This is a genomic window from Streptomyces sp. DSM 42067 (assembly GCF_055792885.1).
This window is the reverse complement of sequence record NZ_CM147706.1, coordinates 2,516,698-2,533,197: the sequence shown is the minus strand read 5'-3', so window position 1 is coordinate 2,533,197 and position 16,500 is coordinate 2,516,698. Positions and strand designations below refer to the sequence as shown.

Annotated in this window: 15 protein-coding genes; 4 read left to right on the top strand and 11 right to left on the bottom strand. The window is 71.0% G+C overall.

Annotated elements, in window-relative coordinates; genetic code table 11:
* Nucleotides 1-52 precede the first annotated feature (52 nt).
* The 5 genes from pgl to tkt are packed head-to-tail and all read right to left on the bottom strand — an operon-like array spanning nt 53 to nt 6,689.
* Nucleotides 53-838 carry a 6-phosphogluconolactonase gene (gene pgl / locus ACSMXV_RS11900; protein WP_181659258.1) on the bottom strand — a complete coding sequence of 262 codons (786 nt, stop codon included), beginning with the start codon at nt 836-838 and terminating at the stop codon, nt 53-55.
* Nucleotides 835-1,914 (bottom strand): glucose-6-phosphate dehydrogenase assembly protein OpcA, encoded by a 1,080-nt coding sequence (opcA, locus tag ACSMXV_RS11895; RefSeq protein WP_473177613.1) that lies wholly within the window; start codon nt 1,912-1,914, stop codon nt 835-837. Before opcA ends, pgl begins: the two co-directional genes overlap by 4 nt.
* Nucleotides 1,911-3,443, bottom strand: a complete 1,533-nt coding sequence (gene zwf, locus ACSMXV_RS11890) for a glucose-6-phosphate dehydrogenase (protein WP_473177612.1) — start codon at nt 3,441-3,443, stop codon at nt 1,911-1,913. Before zwf ends, opcA begins: the two co-directional genes overlap by 4 nt.
* 4 nt (nt 3,444-3,447) lie before the next feature.
* Nucleotides 3,448-4,566, bottom strand: coding sequence for a transaldolase (gene tal, locus ACSMXV_RS11885; RefSeq protein ID WP_473177611.1), 1,119 nt, complete (start codon nt 4,564-4,566; stop codon nt 3,448-3,450).
* Nucleotides 4,567-4,601: 35 nt separating this feature from the next.
* The gene (gene tkt, locus ACSMXV_RS11880; RefSeq protein ID WP_473177610.1) at nt 4,602-6,689 is read right to left on the bottom strand and encodes a transketolase; all 2,088 of its coding nucleotides are present in this window, start codon (nt 6,687-6,689) and stop codon (nt 4,602-4,604) included.
* A 357-nt stretch (nt 6,690-7,046) separates the two neighbouring features.
* On the opposite strand from tkt, the gene ACSMXV_RS11875 reads away from it, so the two are divergent.
* The 3 genes from ACSMXV_RS11875 to ACSMXV_RS11865 all read left to right on the top strand — a co-directional run bounded on the left by ACSMXV_RS11875 (nt 7,047) and on the right by ACSMXV_RS11865 (nt 9,735).
* Entirely contained in the window at nt 7,047-7,988 is a 942-nt protein-coding gene (locus ACSMXV_RS11875; protein ID WP_473177609.1) for a heme o synthase, read from the top strand.
* Nucleotides 7,989-8,093: 105 nt separating this feature from the next.
* Complete coding sequence (locus ACSMXV_RS11870; protein WP_473177608.1) at nt 8,094-8,474, top strand: hypothetical protein; 381 nt, start codon at nt 8,094-8,096, stop codon at nt 8,472-8,474.
* A 154-nt stretch (nt 8,475-8,628) separates the two neighbouring features.
* The gene (locus ACSMXV_RS11865) at nt 8,629-9,735 is read left to right on the top strand and encodes an amidohydrolase family protein (RefSeq protein ID WP_473177607.1); all 1,107 of its coding nucleotides are present in this window, start codon (nt 8,629-8,631) and stop codon (nt 9,733-9,735) included.
* Nucleotides 9,736-9,766: 31 nt separating this feature from the next.
* Here ACSMXV_RS11865 and ACSMXV_RS11860 read toward each other — a convergent pair whose 3' ends face one another.
* From ACSMXV_RS11860 to ACSMXV_RS11835, 6 genes are all read right to left on the bottom strand, one after another.
* Complete coding sequence (locus ACSMXV_RS11860) at nt 9,767-10,237, bottom strand: hypothetical protein (protein WP_473177606.1); 471 nt, start codon at nt 10,235-10,237, stop codon at nt 9,767-9,769.
* A 152-nt stretch (nt 10,238-10,389) separates the two neighbouring features.
* Complete coding sequence (locus ACSMXV_RS11855; protein ID WP_473177605.1) at nt 10,390-11,394, bottom strand: COX15/CtaA family protein; 1,005 nt, start codon at nt 11,392-11,394, stop codon at nt 10,390-10,392.
* 121 nt (nt 11,395-11,515) lie between these two features.
* Nucleotides 11,516-12,907: an FAD-dependent oxidoreductase gene (locus ACSMXV_RS11850; RefSeq protein WP_473177604.1), complete on the bottom strand. Its 1,392-nt coding sequence runs from the start codon at nt 12,905-12,907 to the stop codon at nt 11,516-11,518.
* On the bottom strand, nt 12,823-13,548 hold the full coding sequence (locus ACSMXV_RS11845; protein WP_473177603.1) for a maleylpyruvate isomerase family mycothiol-dependent enzyme: 726 nt from the start codon (nt 13,546-13,548) through the stop codon (nt 12,823-12,825). The genes ACSMXV_RS11850 and ACSMXV_RS11845 overlap by 85 nt, the downstream gene beginning before the upstream one ends.
* On the bottom strand, nt 13,541-14,377 hold the full coding sequence (locus ACSMXV_RS11840) for a fumarylacetoacetate hydrolase family protein (RefSeq protein ID WP_181659270.1): 837 nt from the start codon (nt 14,375-14,377) through the stop codon (nt 13,541-13,543). Before ACSMXV_RS11840 ends, ACSMXV_RS11845 begins: the two co-directional genes overlap by 8 nt.
* Complete coding sequence (locus ACSMXV_RS11835) at nt 14,377-15,477, bottom strand: cupin domain-containing protein (protein WP_473177602.1); 1,101 nt, start codon at nt 15,475-15,477, stop codon at nt 14,377-14,379. Before ACSMXV_RS11835 ends, ACSMXV_RS11840 begins: the two co-directional genes overlap by 1 nt.
* Before the next feature lie 117 nt (nt 15,478-15,594).
* Between ACSMXV_RS11835 and ACSMXV_RS11830 the strand changes: the two genes are divergently transcribed.
* Nucleotides 15,595-16,446, top strand: coding sequence for an IclR family transcriptional regulator (locus ACSMXV_RS11830; RefSeq protein ID WP_473177601.1), 852 nt, complete (start codon nt 15,595-15,597; stop codon nt 16,444-16,446).
* The last annotated feature ends 54 nt before the right edge of the window (nt 16,447-16,500 follow it).

Genomic DNA, 16,500 nt, shown 5'->3' with positions numbered 1-16,500 from the left:
GCGCCCCGTCACCAGGTCGTACTGGTGACGGGGCGCTGTCGCTCAGGTCCGCTCAGGGCGAAGCCGGCGGATAGAGATCCCGCGGCAGCCGCGAAGCCGCCGCCGCGTCCAGCAGCCACAGCGTGCGGGCGCGCCCGTACGCTCCGGCCGCGGGCGCCTGGATCTCGCCCGCCCCGGACAGGGCGATGGCCGCGGCCTGCGCCTTGTCCTCGCCCGCCGCCAGGAGCCACACCTCACGCGCCGCCCGGATTGCGGGCAGGGTGAGGGTGATTCGCGTCGGCGGGGGCTTCGGGGCGCCGTGTACGCCGACGACCGTGCGTTCCGTCTCGCGGACCGCCGGAAGCTCGGGGAAGAGCGACGCGACGTGTGTGTCCGGGCCGACGCCGAGCATCAGGACGTCGAAGGACGGGACCGGACCGTGGTCCTCCGGGCCTGCCGCGGCGGCGAGTTCGGCCGCGTAGGCCGCCGCTGCCGCATCCGCGTCGTTGCCGTACGGCCCGTCGGAAGCCGGCATGGCGTGGACACGCTTGGGGTCCAGCGGGACAGCGTCGAGGAGGGCCTCGCGGGCCTGCGTGACATTGCGGTCGGGGTCGCCCTCGGGCAGGAACCGCTCGTCGCCCCACCACAGGTCGAGGCGGCCCCAGTCGACGGCGTCCCGGGCGGGTGCGGCGGCCAGCGCGGCCAGCAGGCCGTTGCCGTTGCGCCCGCCGGTGAGGACCACCGAGGCGAAGCCGCGGGCGGCCTGGGCGTCCACGATCTTCGTGATCAGCCGGGCCGCCGCGGCCTGTGCCATCAGCTCCTTGTCGCGATGCACGACGAGCTGCGGTGCGATGGTCACTTCGCGGCCGCCTTCTTCGCCGGGGCCTTGCTCGTCGTCTTCTTGGCCGGGCCCTTGGCGGGCGCCTCGGGCTTGGCGGGTGCCTCCGCCGTCACGGTGGGCTCGGCGGCCGTGGACGGCACATCCTCGGCCTCCGCCGACTCCGACGACGGACCGGCCAGCCGCTCCACCCCGTACTTGAGTGCCGACGCATACGTGTCGTCCGGGTCGAGCCGGCGCAGCTCCTCCGCGATCAGCTCGGCCGTGTCGCGCCGCTGGAGCGCCACCGCACGGTCGGGCTGGCCCTCGATGGACAGGGTCGCGAGCGAACCGTCCGCGCGGTCCAGCACGATCGAGCCGCAGCTCGTGCCCATCCGCACGGCCGTCAGGCCCGGGCCGGACGACGCCGACCGCCGGACCGGGACGTCCAGCCGGTCCGCGAGCCACATGGCGAGCAGCTCGCAGCTCGGGTTGAACTCCTCGCCCTCGACCTCGACCGACGTGACCTCGCAGGTCACCTGGTCCAGGGCGGCGGCCAGCATCGACCGCCAGGGGGTGATGCGGGTCCACGACAGATCCGTGTCGCCCGGCGTGTACGCCTCGGCCCGGGCGCTCAGCTCCTTCACGGGCTGCTCGGCGGCGTAGGTGTCGGTGACCCGGCGCTGGGCGAGGGCGCCGAGCGGGTCGTTCGCCGGGTCGAGCGGCGGGTTGACCGGCCACCAGACGACGACCGGGGCGTCCGGCAGAAGCAGCGGCAGCACCACCGACTGGGCGTGGTTCACGACCTCGCCGTACAGCCGCAGCACGACCGTCTCGCCGGTGCCCGCGTCCGCGCCGACCCGCACCTCGGCGTCCAGCCGCGAGCTCGTACGGTCGCGGGGCGAGCGCGAGACGCGCTTGATCACGACCAGGGTGCGCGAGGGGTGCTCGCGGGAGGCCTCGCTGGCCGCCTTCAGGGCGTCGTAGGCGTTCTCCTCGTCGGTGACGATGACGAGCGTGAGGACCATGCCGACGGCCGGGGTGCCGATCGCGCGGCGGCCCTCGATGAGCGCCTTGTTGATCTTGCTGGCGGTGGTGTTCGTGAGGTCGATGTTCATGGCCGACGCCAGCTCCGTCCGTCTCGTTCGAGCATTTCGTCCGCCTCGACGGGGCCCCACGTGCCCGCGGGGTACTGCGCGGGCTTGCCGTTGTCGTCCCAGTACTCCTCGATCGGGTCGAGGATCTTCCAGGACAGCTCGACCTCCTCGGTGCGCGGGAAGAGGTTGGCGTCGCCGAGCAGGACGTCGAGGATCAGCCGCTCGTACGCCTCGGGGCTGGACTCCGTGAAGGACTCGCCGTACGCGAAGTCCATCGACACGTCCCGGACCTCCATCGAGGTGCCCGGCACCTTGGAGCCGAACCGCACCGTCACGCCCTCGTCCGGCTGGACGCGGATGACCAGGGCGTTCTGCCCGAGCTCCTCCGTCGCCGTGTGGTCGAAGGGGGAGTGCGGCGCGCGCTGGAAGACGACCGCGATCTCGGTGACCCGGCGGCCCAGGCGCTTGCCCGTACGGAGATAGAAGGGGACGCCCGCCCAGCGGCGGTTGTCGACCCCGAGCTTGATCGCCGCGTAGGTGTCGGTCTTCGACTGCTGGTCGATGCCGTCTTCCTGCAGATAGCCGATGACCTTCGCGCCACCCTGCCAGCCGGCCTTGTACTGGGCGCGCACGGTGTCCTTGCCGAGGTCCTTGGGCAGCCGCACGGCGCCCAGCACCTTGGTCTTCTCGGCCGCCAGCGCGTCCGCGTCGAAGGACGAGGGCTCCTCCATCGCCGTCAGGGCGAGGAGCTGGAGCAGGTGGTTCTGGATGACGTCACGGGCGGCGCCGATGCCGTCGTAGTAGCCGGCGCGGCCGCCGATGCCGATGTCCTCGGCCATCGTGATCTGCACATGGTCGACGTACGACCGGTTCCAGATCGGCTCGAAGAGGGTGTTGGCGAAACGGAGCGCCAGAATGTTCTGGACGGTCTCCTTGCCCAGGTAGTGGTCGATCCGGAAGACCTGCTCCGGGGCGAAGACCTCGTGGACGATCGAGTTGAGTTCCTTGGCGGAGGCCAGATCGTGCCCGAAGGGCTTCTCGATGACCGCGCGGCGCCAGGAGCCGTTCTGCTGGTCGGCCAGTCCGTGCTTCTTCAGCTGCTGGACGACCTGCGGGAAGAACCTGGGGGGTACGGAGAGGTAGAAGGCGAAGTTCCCGCCGGTGCCCTGCGCCTTGTCCAGCTCCTGGATCGTGGCGCGCAGCTGCTCGAAGGCGGTGTCGTCGTCGAAGTCGCCCTGGACGAACCGCATCCCCTGTATGAGCTGCTGCCACACCTCCTCGCGGAAGGGGGTGCGCGAGTGCTGCTTGACGGCGTCGTGGACGACCTGCGCGAAGTCCTCGTCCTGCCACTCGCGGCGGGCGAAGCCGACGAGCGAGAACCCCGGGGGAAGCAGTCCGCGGTTCGCGAGATCGTAGACGGCAGGCATCAACTTTTTGCGTGACAAATCGCCCGTGACACCGAAAATGACCAGGCCCGACGGCCCCGCGATACGCGGGAGCCGTCGGTCTGCGGGGTCACGGAGCGGATTCGCTCCGTGTACTGCGGTCAAGGCGTCAGCCCTCCGAGGGGGCGAGGCGCTGAAGCTCCGCCTCGGTCGACTTGAGCAGGTCGTTCCAGGACGACTCGAACTTCTCGACGCCCTCGTCCTCGAGGACCTGCACCACGTCGTCGTACGAGATGCCGAGCCGCTCGAGGGCGTCGAGGTCGGCGCGGGCCTGCTCGTAGGTGCCGGCGATGGTGTTGCCGGTGATCTGTCCGTGGTCGGCGACCGCCTCGAGCGTGGCCTCCGGCATGGTGTTGACCGTGCCCGGGGCGACCAGGTCGTCGACGTACAGGGTGTCCTTGTACGCCGGGTCCTTCACACCGGTGGAGGCCCACAGCGGACGCTGCCGGTTGGCGCCGGCCTTGTCGAGCGCCGCCCAGCGGTCCGAGGAGAAGACCTCCTCGTACGCCTGGAAGGCCAGGCGGGCGTTGGCGAGCGCCGCCTTGCCGCGGGCCTCCTTGGCCTCCGGGGTGCCCAGCGCGTCAAGCCGCTTGTCGATCTCGGTATCCACGCGGGACACGAAGAACGACGCGACCGAGCGGATCTTGGAGAGGTCGAGGCCCGCGGCCTTGGCCTTCTCCAGGCCCGCCAGGTAGGCGTCCATGACCTCGCGGTAGCGCTCCAGCGAGAAGATCAGCGTGACGTTGACGCTGATGCCCAGGCCGATCACCTCGGTGATGGCCGGGAGACCCGCCCTGGTGGCCGGGATCTTGATCAGCGTGTTGGGTCGGTCCACCAGCCAGGCGAGCTGCTTGGCCTCGGCGATCGTCGCCGCGGTGTTGTGGGCCAGGCGCGGGTCCACCTCGATCGAGACCCGGCCGTCCTGACCGCCGGTCTCGTCGAAGACCGGCCGCAGAATGTCGGCGGCGTCCCGCACATCCGCGGTGGTGATCATGCGGATGGCTTCCTCGACGGTGACCTTGCGGGCGGCGAGGTCCGCGAGCTGCTGCTCGTAGCCGTCACCCGACGAGATCGCCTTCTGGAAGATCGACGGGTTGGTCGTCACGCCCACGACGTGCTGCTGGTCGATCAGTTCCGCGAGGTTTCCGGACGTGATCCGCTTGCGGGACAGGTCGTCCAGCCAGATCGCGACGCCTTCATCGGAGAGGCGCTTGAGTGCGTCTGTCATGGAAAATGCATCTCCTACTTGGTCGTATATAAGCGTCAGCGCTGGGCGGCGTCGATGGATTCCCGCGCGGCGGCGGCCACGTTCTCGGGAGTGAAGCCGAACTCGCGGAAGAGAACCTTGCCGTCGGCCGACGCGCCGAAGTGCTCCAGCGAAACGATGCGGCCGGCGTCACCGACGTACCGGTGCCAGGTCAGACCGATGCCGGCCTCGACGGCGACGCGGGCCTTCAGCGAAGGCGGCAGGACGCTGTCCCGGTACCCCTGGTCCTGCTGCTCGAACCACTCCACGCACGGCATCGACACCACGCGGGTGGGGACGCCGGCGGCCTGCAGCTGCTCACGGGCCTCGACGGCTACGTGCACCTCGGAGCCGGTCGCGATCAGGACCACCTGAGCGTCGCCGCCCTCGGCGTCGAACAGGACGTAACCGCCGCGCGCCGCATCCTCGTTGGGCTCGTAGACCGGCACACCCTGGCGGGTCAGCGCCAGGCCGTGCGGGGCGCCCTTGCCGAACTCCTTCGTCCAGCGCTTGAGGATCTCCCGCCAGGCGATCGCGGTCTCGTTGGCGTCGGCGGGACGGACGATGTTCAGGCCCGGGATGGCGCGCAGCGAGGCGAGGTGCTCGACCGGCTGGTGCGTGGGGCCGTCCTCACCGAGACCGATGGAGTCGTGCGTCCACACGTACGTCACCGGCACGTGCATCAGCGCGGACAGGCGGACGGCGTTGCGCATGTAGTCGGAGAACACCAGGAAGGTGCCGCCGTAGATACGCGTGTTGCCGTGCAGCGCGATGCCGTTCATCTCCGCGGCCATGGAGTGCTCGCGGATGCCGAAGTGGATGGTGCGGCCGTACGGATCGGCCTCCGGCAGCGGGTTGTCCGCGGGCAGGAACGAGGAGTTCTTGTCGATCGTGGTGTTGTTGGAGCCGGCCAGGTCGGCCGAGCCGCCCCACAGCTCCGGGATCACCGCACCCAGGGCCTGCAGCACCTTGCCGGACGCGGCACGGGTGGCCACGGCCTTGCCCTCCTCGAAGACCGGGAGCTTCTCCTCCCAGCCCGCGGGCAGCTCGCCCGCGGCGATGCGGTCGAACTCCGCGGCGCGCTCCGGGTTGGCGCTGCGCCACTCCTGGAACGACTTCTCCCACTTCGCCTTGGCCTCGCGGCCGCGGTCAAGCGCCTGGCGGGTGTGGGCCAGGACCTCGTCGGTGACCTCGAAGGACTTCTCCGGGTCGAAGCCCAGGACACGCTTGGTGGCGGCGACCTCCTCGTCGCCCAGCGCCGAGCCGTGCGCGGCCTCGGTGTTCTGCGCGTGCGGGGCGGGCCAGGCGATGATCGAGCGCATCGCGATGAACGACGGCCTGTCCGTCACCTTCTTCGCGGCCTCGATCGCGTTGTAGATCGCGTGCGGGTCGAGGTCGCCGTCCGGCTTCGGGGCGATCCGCTGCACGTGCCAGCCGTACGCCTCGTACCGCTTGACGGTGTCCTCGGAGACCGCGGTCTCGGTGTCGCCCTCGATCGAGATGTGGTTGTCGTCCCACAGCAGGATCAGATTGCCGAGCTTCTGGTGCCCGGCCAGCGAGGACGCCTCGGCGGAGATGCCCTCCTGGAGGCAGCCGTCACCGGCGATGCAGTAGACGAAGTGGTCGAACGGCGAGGTGCCGGGGGCCGCCTCGGGGTCGAACAGGCCGCGCTCGTAGCGGGCGGCCATCGCCATGCCCACCGCGTTGGCGACGCCCTGGCCGAGGGGGCCCGTGGTGGTCTCCACGCCCTTGGTGTGGCCGTACTCGGGGTGGCCGGGGGTCTTCGAGCCCCAGGTGCGGAACGCCTTCAGGTCGTCCAGCTCCAGGCCGAAGCCGCCGAGGTACAGCTGGGTGTAGAGGGTCAGGGACGAGTGACCCGCGGACAGGACGAACCGGTCACGGCCCGTCCAGTCGGTGTCCGCCGGGTCGTGCCGCATCACCTTCTGGAAGAGGGTGTACGCGGCGGGGGCCAGGCTCATCGCCGTACCGGGATGGCCGTTGCCGACCTTCTGTACGGCGTCGGCGGCCAGGATGCGGGCGGTGTCGACGGCCCGCTGATCCAACTCGGTCCACTCGAGGTCTGTCGTGGTCGGCTCGGTACTCACCCTGGGTCAGGGCTCCTCTCCACACGTACATGTCGAATGCCGGCGCTCTCGGGACTCGCCGGCCGGTGTCGAGACTACCGCTGTGAGTAGGCGCTTTTTGTCGGGCCATTCCAGACTGCCGGGCCCCGCGGGTATCCGCATCGCCGAGGCCGTATTCCGTATTCAGCAGGTGAATACGGAGCCGCTCATTTGAATGCTCATTCGAGAACATCCGTGCACGTTGCAGCGCCCCTACCCAACACGGTCGACCCCCCGCGGAAGGCGAGGACGGGCAACGTCTAAAGTGGCGTGGTACGCGCGAGCCTTTACCCGGCCTTCATGCCGAGGCTCGCTGGGATGTCTCTGTCAGGGGTGTGCGTGACGGCCGTTGAATCCCGTCCTGCGGGAGTAACCGGGACGAGCCCGAGCCACCGGCCGTTCGGGGCCCGTGTCAAGGCGTTCGTGGCGCTGACCAAGCCACGGATCATCGAGCTTCTGCTCATCACCACGGTCCCGGTGATGTTCCTCGCCGAGCAGGGCGTGCCGGACCTCTGGCTGGTGCTCGCGACCTGCCTCGGCGGCTATCTGTCCGCGGGCGGCGCCAACGCGCTCAACATGTACATCGACCGCGACATCGACGCGCTCATGGACCGCACCTCGCAGCGTCCGCTGGTCACCGGCATGGTCTCCCCGCGCGAGGGCCTCGTCTTCGGCATCACGCTCGCCGTCGTCTCCACACTCTGGTTCGGACTGCTCGTCAACTGGCTGTCCGCGTGGCTTTCGCTGGGCGCCCTGCTGTTCTACGTCGTCGTCTACACGATGATCCTGAAGCGGCGTACCGCGCAGAACATCGTGTGGGGCGGCATCGCCGGCTGCATGCCCGTCCTCATCGGCTGGTCGTCGGTCACGAACTCCCTGTCGTACGCCGCCGTCATCCTCTTCCTCGTCATCTTCTTCTGGACGCCGCCGCACTACTGGCCGCTGTCGATGAAGGTGAAGGAGGACTACGCGCGCGTGGGCGTGCCGATGCTTCCGGTCATCGCCTCGAACAAGGTGGTCGCCCGGCAGATCGTCGTCTACAGCTGGGTGATGGTCGCCGCATCCTTGCTGCTGCAGCCGCTCGGCTACACCGGCTGGTTCTACACGGTGGTGGCCCTGGTGACGGGCGGCTGGTGGCTGTGGGAGGCCCACGCGCTGCAGGCGCGCGCCCACGCCGAGGTCACGGGCGGCAAGCTCAAGGAGATGCGCCTGTTCCACTGGTCCATCACCTATGTGTCGCTGCTGTTCGTGGCGGTCGCGGTGGACCCGTTCCTGCGGTAGCCGCTGCCGCTTCTCACATAGCTGACCGTCCGGCGGGCGGGTGCGTGGTCAAGGCCACGCGGCCCGCCCGTCGTCAGTTGATCTACCGGTAGGTAGCATCGGGCCATGGCAGAGACCCAGCAGGTTGACGAGAGCAGCGAGAAGCCCGGCGGCGCGACCGGCGACCGCAGCCAGGCCGCCAGGGCCGAGCGCAAGACGGCCAAGCTCGCCAAGGAGATCGGCGCCTTCGCCAAGGCGCACGGCGGCGCCGAGGGACAGGTCGCCTACATCGGGCAGAAGGGCGCCCGCATCGTCCTCGTCGGTGAGGACGGCGGCTGGGGCGACCTGGTGGCCCCCACGTACGAGATCGCGGAGCGAGCCGTCGAGAAGTCCGGAATCACCCGCCACGAGGCCTTCGACGGTGAGTTCGCGGCGAAGGTGAAGACCGGGCCGTACGAGTGGACGCGCATGGCGGGGATCCAGCTCGGCGGGCCCAGCAACGGCTGAACCGGCCGGGCCTGTCTGAAGTCCCGGCCGCGGCGGTGGCCCCGCCGCGGCCGAAGAGCCTCGGGGGCCCAACTGATCATGGTCAGGGCAACACCTGGAGGCCGGTTCACCCGTTAGGACCGTGTAGGCGCGGTCTACTTCTCGGGGGATCCGGATGATCGAAACGCCGTCGCTGGTGGACCAGTACTGCCATGGCGTGCTGCGTACGGAACTGGGGCTCGGCACCTTCGAGGCCCGGCTCGGCCGGGGCGAGGGCTTACCCGCCCCCGGCACCACGTTCTTCGACACCCAGACCGGGTTCGCCGTACGCCGCTGGTGCCCGCCGCTGCTCGACCTCGAACCGCACTGTGAACCGGCCCGCTATCTCGCGCGGCGGCGCGAGATCGGCGTGCTCGAGGCGGGGCGCAGGCTGCTGCGAGGCAGCGGCATCACGACGTATCTCGTGGACACCGGGCTGCCGGGGGATCTGAGCGGCCCCCGAGAGATGGCCGCCGCCGGAAACGCCGAGGCGCACGAGATCATCCGCCTCGAGCTGCTCGCCGAGCAGGTCGCGGACACCTCCGGCAGCGTGGCGTCGTTCCTGGCCAATCTCGCCGAGTCGGTGCACGCGGCCGCCGCGCACTCCGTCGCCTTCACCTCGGTCGCGGGCGTACGCAACGGTCTGGCGCTCGCCCCCGAACCGCCCGGCCCCGGAGAGGTGCGCGGCGCCGCCGGCCGCTGGCTCGCCGGCCGCCGGGTGGGCGGCACCCTCACCGACCAGGTACTGCTGCGGCATCTGCTGTGGATGGCCGTCGCCTCGGGCCGCCCGCTGCAGCTGCACGCCGGTCTCGCAGAGCCGGGCATGCGCGTCGACCGCACCGACCCGGCCCTGCTGACAGACTTCGTACGGGCCACGGCCGGACTCGGCACCGATCTGGTGCTGCTGCACGGCTATCCGTACCACCGGCACACGGCCCACCTGGCTGCGGTCTTCCCGCACGTCTACGCCGACCTGGGCGCTGCCCTCGTCCGCACCGGAGCACGGGCCGCCACCGTCCTCGCGGAGATCCTGGAGCTCGCCCCCTTCGGCAAGCTCCTGTTCTCCAGCGGCGCACATGCCCTGCCCGAACTCCATGTGGTGGCGGCACGCCTTTTCCGGGAGGCGCTGAGCAGGGTGCTCGGCGGGTGGGTCGCCGAGGGGGCGTGGTCGCTGACGGATGCGCAGCGGGTGGCGGGGCTGATCGCGGCGGGGAATGCGCGGCGGGTGTACGGGTTGGGGTGAGCGCCCCTCCCACGCCCCTCCCATCCGCGGCTCAGCCTGAGTCCTCCTTGCTGTCCGAGGCCTTGGGCGGAGCGAAACGGGCGTGCATTGTCTTCTCCGCCCATTTCTTGTAACCGTCGCGGTGCGTTGCCCCAGTGATGCTGCCGTCGCTCCCGCGTTCGAGGACGTGGCTACAACCCCCGCAGTGACGTATGTCCGGGCCCTCGCTGGAGCCGGTGCCGCGCACCCGCTCATCGAACCGAGCCGCCTGGTCTCGATTCCGTTGCGCCACGGCGGCAACGACCAGGGCGGTAGGGAGAAGCAGGACCGCCATTCCGAGCCGTCCCCAACTGAAGTCACTGAACAAGGGGATCAGAGCGACTGCCGCGATCAGTACCGCAGCCGCGTATCCCGTTGTCGCCAGCTGGTTGCGCCTCAGCGGCATCTCATAACCGGCCTCGGCCAGGGCCTTGCCCTTGATGTGAAAGCACGCGGCTAGGTTCTCGCCGGAGCATGCACCCATGTCCCGTCCGCCCCCCTGTAGTCCGATGCGATCTCGACGCGATCTCATGGTGGGAGCGGACGCGCGTATTCGGCAGAACGCCCGGCAAGAATGGCCGGATCCGGATCAGGCCTGCGCAGGCCGGACGTGCGCAGGCCGGGGGGCCGTTCCGTTCAGGAGGCGGGCGATGCGACCGCGTGCCGTGCGGCCGGGGCCTCGGCCGCCGGCTCCTCGACGGGCCGCTCGCGCAGTGACAGCAGGACACGCAGCACCGCGATCCACATGACGGCCGAGCCCAGCATGTGCATGGCCACCAGGGCCTCGGGGAGGTCCGTGAAGTACTGGACGTAGCCGATCAGGCCCTGGGCGAGCAGGATCAGGAACAGGTCCCGGGTCCGCGCCAGAGGGCCCCGGGGGGCGTCGACCGCCTTGAGGACGAACCACAGGGCGAAGGTGAGGGTCACGACGATCCAGGCCAGGACGGCGTGGAACTTGGTGACGGCCTCCCAGTCGAGCGGCATGCGCGGCACGTCGCTCGAGTCGCCCGCGTGCGGGCCCGCGCCGGTGACTGCCGTGCCGACCATGATCAGCAGTACGGAGACGGCGACCAGGACCCACACCATCTGCCGGACAGGCTTGCCGACAAGGGGGCGGGGAGCGGCGTCGCCCTCGCGGGTGCGCTGCCACATCACCGTGGCGACCGCGATCAGCGCGGAGGAGAGCAGGAAGTGCGCGGCGACCGTGTACGGGTTGAGGCCCACGAGGACGACGATGCCGCCGAGGATCGCATTGCCCATGACCAGCCAGAACTGCGCCCAGCCGAGCTGTGTGAGGCTCCGCCGCCACGGCTTCTGCGAGCGCGCGGCGATGATCGCCCAGCCGACCGCGGCGCACAGCACGTAGGTGAGCATGCGGTTGCCGAACTCGATGGCGCCGTGCATGCCCATCTCGCTGGTCGCGGTGAGCGAGTCGTCGGTGCACTTGGGCCAGGTCGGGCAGCCGAGGCCCGAGCCGGTCAGCCGTACCGCGCCGCCGGTGACCACGATGACCACCATCATGATGACGGCGGACAGGGCCGCGCGCTGAACGGTCCGGGGCTCCGGGGTCCAGCGGTCGGCGATGTAGGCCAGCGGGTTGCGCAGGGCTTGAACGGCATCGGCTCGGGTCACTTTTGGCACGCGCCCATGCTAGGGCCGAGCTTGTGCATGAATTCACGCGGGTGGGCAATGTCGGGACAGACCATCTGCGGGCAGCGAAGAGCGGGGCCCGGCACACACCGGACCCCGCTCCAGGCCGAATTCACGCTGCTCGGCGGCCCCACAGCCACTCGGCGGCGCTGAGATCGTCGGCGGCGCGCCCCCGGAACACCTCGTCGCGCAGCAGCGCGGCGACGCCCTCGACGTGCCACATCTCACCCCAGATACGGGCGGTGGACTGCACGCGCGCGGTGCGAGGCGCCCGCTCCGCGGCGTACTCCTCCAGGGCCGACGGCCAGGCGACCGTACCGTCGGCGGCCGTGTGCCGGGTGGCCGCGGAGGCCAGCGTGGCCGCGTCCTCCAATGCCTGGCAGGCGCCCTGCGCCAGATACTGGAGCATCGGGTGGGCGGAGTCGCCGAGCAGGGCGATCCGGTCCTTCGTCCAGCAGGAGATCGGCTCACGGTCGGCCATCGGCCACCACCGCTGCCGTCCCAGTCCCGGCAGTGCCCGGCGCACCGGCTCGCAGGCGGCCGTGAAGACCTGCTCCATCTCCTCCGGTCCGCCCCACTTCTCCTCGCCGCGGTCGAAGCCGGGGCTGCGGAAGACGGCGACCTGGTTGTAGAGGGCGCCGGAGCGCAGCGGGTACTGCACGAGGTGCAGCTTCGGGCCCATCCAGACGAGGACGTCGCGCAGGTTCTCGCCGCCCTGCACGTCCTCGATCGGGATGGTGCCGCGGTAGGCGACGTAGCCGGACTGGATGGGCTCGTCGTCGGCGAACAGGGTGCGCGTACGCGAGTGCAGACCGTCGGCGGCGACGGCCGCGGCGCCCGTGTGCTCGGTGCCGTCGGCCGTGCGGACCGTGACCGATCCGGGGTGCTGCTCGATGTCCTCGACGCGCTGTCCGGTCAGCAGCTCCACGCCCGCCTCGTGGGCGGCCCGGACCAGGATGTCCAGCAGGTCGCTGCGGTGGACGACGACGTACGGGCCGCCGAAGTGCTCCTCGTACGCGGCGTCCAGGCGGACCCGCGTCAGCTCCTTGCCGTCGACCGCGTTGTGGAAGACGAGGTGCTCGGGGAGCACACCCGCCTCGACGACCTGGTCGAGGACGCCGAGGTCCCGCAGTACGCGGGTGGCGTTGGGTGCCATCTGCAGGCCGGCGCCGACCTCCGTGAAGGCGGGCGCCTGCTCCAGCACCGTCACCTCGCGGCCCGCGCGACGCGCCGCGAGGGCCGTCGCCACGCCGCCGATGCCGCCGCCGATGACGATGAGCCTGTCGGGGCTGCTCAGGCTGCTCATTAGCTTGCTTGCTCCTTTGCAAGATCGTGCGAGGGCTCGTCCGCGAGCTTGACGCTCGCCGGCTCTTGTGGGGGTGTACGAGCCCTCGCTGTTCGGCTCGTTCGCGCGCTCGTTCAGAGCCAGCGGGGCAGTACCGCCTGAGCGGAGCCCCGGGCCGTGCGGGCGCCCGCCGTGTCGCGGCCCAGCAGCCAGGCGCACAGCCCGGCGGCCGGTGCGGCCACGACCTCCGGCTCCGCGCCGTCCGGGCCAAGGCGGTACTCGGCACCGTCCCGGTCGGTGGGCCGCAGCAGCACCGCGGGGCAGTCGTCCTTGGCGCCGACCGTCGCGGACACCTCGGCGAGCAGCGCGTCGACCAGGTCGGCCGGGAACGCGCCGGTGTCGTCGCCCGCGCCGAGGTCCACCAGGTGCACCCAGATCTCGCGCGTGCGCATCCACGGCACCTCGCTCGCGGGGATGGTGCGGCCCAGCGCGCTGCGGACGATGGACTCCCAGGCGCCGGAGGGCAGCGCGTCGATGGCGGCGAGCAGCCGGGCGTCGGCGTCCCGGAAGTCCATGAGGACCACGGAGGCCGGGCGGCGGGCGCCCTGCTCGATGTCGTCGAGGCGCGACTCGGGGTTGGGGTACATCGGCGTCTCGACCCCGGTGCGGGCCCAGGTCAGCAGGTTGACCAGGGCGTCCGCGTTCCGCGCGAGATGCGTCAGGACGTGGGCCCGGGACCAGCCGGGCAGCAGCGACGGCCCTTCGGCCGCCGCCTCGCCCAGCTCGTCCAGGCGCTTGTGGAAGAGCGCCGAGCCCTCGTGCACCCAGCCGAGCGTGCGCGCGAAGCCTCGCTCAGCCATCGGTCTTCTCCGCGCGGCACACGTTGCGCAGCTCGCCGATCCCGGACACCGAGGTGGTCAGCGTCTGGCCGTCGGCCAGGTACCGCTGCGGCTTGCGGGCGTGGCCCACGCCGCCCGGGGTGCCGGTGGCGATCACGTCGCCCGGCTTGAGGGTGAGGATCGTCGAGATGTACGACACCAGGGTCGCCGCGTCGAAGACCAGGTCCGAGGTGTCGGCCTGTTGCACGGTCTCGCCGTCGACGGCGCCGGTGAGGGTGAGACCCGACGCGGGCTCGGCCTCGTCCGGCGTGACCAGGACCGGGCCGAAGGGCGTGGTGGCCTCGAAGGTCTTGCCCTGCAGCCACATCGGGGAGCGGTACTGCCAGTCGCGGGCGGTCACGTCGTTGAGGACCGAGTAGCCCGCGATCGCGGCGGCCGCGGTCTCCTTGTCGGCGTGGCGGACCGGGGCGCCGATGACGACGGCGAGCTCGGCCTCCCAGTCGATCGCGTCGGACGCGGCGGGCAGCACGACCTCGTCGTACGGGCCGACGAGCGCCTCCGGGTACTTGGCGAACAGCGTGGGGTACTGCGGCAGCTCGCGGCCCATCTCGAGGATGTGGTTCCGGTAGTTGAGGCCGACGCAGATGATCTTGCCCGGGTTGGGGACGACCGGCGCGTAGTCGAGGGAGTCGACGGCGTGCGTGGCGCCGGAGGCCGCGGCTGCGGTCTCCTTCCAGTTCGGGTCGGCGAGCAGGGCGCCCAGGTCGGCGTGGCCCGTCTCGACCGCGGTGTCGCCGTCGATGCGTACGGCGGCGGTGGTTCCGGCGGTGCGGATGGTGGCGAGCTTCATCAGTGGGTGGTCCTTTCGGCGACCGAGGCGGGCAGGGTGTGGAAGTGGAGCTTTTCGATGACGGGGGCGTCGCTGAAGCGGAACAGGTCGAGCTCGCCCGTACCGGCCTCGATGGACACCTCGGCCCAGGACGGGACGGTGACCAGGTCGCCGTGGGTGACGTCGATGCGCTCGCCGTTCACGACGAACGCGCCCTCGCCCTCGAAGACCTGCCACACGGAGGAGGCGACCTCGCGGGACGCGGGGACAGCAGCCCCGGCGCGCAGCCGGTGCATCTCCGTACGGATGGTGGGCAGCGCGTCGGCGCCGGTGGTCGGGTTGGAGAAGCGGATCGCCGCGTGGCCCGGGTGGGCGGTGACGCCCTCGTGGCCCTCGGCCTCCAGCTCCAACTGGCCGGCGAGGGCGGCGTCGGTGTGCTCCCAGCGGTAGGCGGCGAGCGGCGACTTGGGGGTGTCGGCGAGGCCGGACAGCGGGCGCAGACCCGGGTGGCCCCAGATCCGCTCCGCCTTGGAGAGCTCGGGCGTCGAGCGGTCGTCCAGCGTGTTCGGGCCGAACTCGAAGAACTCCGTGTTCAGCGCGGAGGACAGCGGGATGTCCAGGCCGTCGAGCCATGCCATCGGCTGGTCGGTGGTGTTGTGGTGGCCGTGCCAGGCCCAGCCCGGCGTCAGCAGCAGGTCGCCACGGCGCATCGCGACCGGGTCGCCGTCGACGATCGTCCACACGCCCTCGCCCTCCAGGACGAAGCGGAACGCGTTCTGGGCGTGGCGGTGGACCGGCGCGACCTCGTTCGGGCCGAGGTACTGGATCGCCGCCCACAGCGTCGGGGTGGCGTGCGGCAGGCCGTGCAGCCCCGGGTTCGAGAGGGAGATCGCACGGCGCTCGCCGCCCCGGCCGACCGGCACCAGCTCGCCCGCCTTGACGGCGGTGGCGTACAGCTCGGCCCAGCGCCAGCGGTGCGGGATCGCGGCCGGCTTGGGGTGCAGCGGCATCAGATCCTCGCGCTCGGTCCACAGCGGGATCAGCCCGAGCGCGTCGAACTCCTTGTAGAGCTCGGTGAGCCTGGGGTCCTGCGGCTCGGCGGCCGCTTCCTGTCCGGACATGAGGACACGTCCCTTTCTCCTACGGGCGCCGCCGGTTGCGGACGGCGCTGTCTCGCATGGCGATGACCATAGGGGGAGTTTTCTTCTGCGGAACACGTAGCGGTCTAGAATTCCGCTGTGAGGAACTCCAGGAACTCTCGGACACCCGCCGACGCATCGACCGGTACAAGAACCGGAACGGCCCCAGGGGCATCGACCGACGCGGCCGCCGACGCCGCGAACGCTTCCGACGCGCACCATGCCCCCGGCCTGGAATCCGTCGACAACGCTCTGACGCTGCTGCTCCTGCTCCGCAAGAACGGCCGTCTCCGGCTCAGTGACGCCGCCGACCACCTCGGCGTGGCCCGCTCCACCGCACACCGGCTGCTCGCGACCCTGCGCGGCCGCGGCTTCGCGGTGCAGGGCGCCGACAAGGCGTACCGGCCCGGCCCCGCCCTCTACCGCCTCGGCATGTCGCAGCGCTCCGACTACGAACTCGTCGAGACCGCGCGGCCGCACATGCTGTGGCTCAACGGCAAGCTCGGTGAAACCGTGCACCTCGTGGTGCGCTCCGGGGCCGAGGCGCGCTTCCTGCACAGCATCGAAGGCACCCACGCGCTGCGCGTCGGCAGCCGTGCGGGCGCCGTCCTGCCCGCGCATCTCGCCTCGGCCGGCAAGGCGCTGCTCGCCGAGCTGAGCGTCGCCGAACTCGCCGATATCTACGGGGGTAAGGGCGACCAGGGCGAGGAGACGGACCCCGAGACGCTGCACCGGCGGCTCGCGGCGGTACGCCGTCGGGGCTATGCGATCAACATCGGCGACACCGAGCGGGGACTCTCCGCGGTGGGCGCCGCCGTCCGCGAGCCCGGCGGGCGTGCCGTCGCCGCGCTCACCGTGTCGGCGCCCTCGCTGCGCTTCACCCGTGCGCATCTGAATGAGGCGGCGGGAGTGCTGCTGGAGGCGGTACGGCGGATGGAGGCGGCGTTCTGACGTCCCTGCCCCCGCGCAAGCGGTAGTGGCCATGATTCCGCCCTGCGGAACGTA

Excerpts from the sequence above, each read along its gene's own strand:
- opcA (WP_473177613.1), bottom strand. The coding sequence starts at position 1,914 with ATGAACATCGACCTCACGAACACCACCGCCAGCAAGATCAACAAGGCG.
- tal (WP_473177611.1), bottom strand. The coding sequence starts at position 4,566 with ATGACAGACGCACTCAAGCGCCTCTCCGATGAAGGCGTCGCGATCTGG.
- ACSMXV_RS11870 (WP_473177608.1), top strand. The coding sequence starts at position 8,094 with ATGGCAGAGACCCAGCAGGTTGACGAGAGCAGCGAGAAGCCCGGCGGC.
- ACSMXV_RS11865 (WP_473177607.1), top strand. The coding sequence starts at position 8,629 with ATGATCGAAACGCCGTCGCTGGTGGACCAGTACTGCCATGGCGTGCTG.
- ACSMXV_RS11860 (WP_473177606.1), bottom strand. The coding sequence starts at position 10,237 with ATGGGTGCATGCTCCGGCGAGAACCTAGCCGCGTGCTTTCACATCAAG.
- ACSMXV_RS11845 (WP_473177603.1), bottom strand. The coding sequence starts at position 13,548 with ATGGCTGAGCGAGGCTTCGCGCGCACGCTCGGCTGGGTGCACGAGGGC.
- ACSMXV_RS11840 (WP_181659270.1), bottom strand. The coding sequence starts at position 14,377 with ATGAAGCTCGCCACCATCCGCACCGCCGGAACCACCGCCGCCGTACGC.
- ACSMXV_RS11835 (WP_473177602.1), bottom strand. The coding sequence starts at position 15,477 with ATGTCCGGACAGGAAGCGGCCGCCGAGCCGCAGGACCCCAGGCTCACC.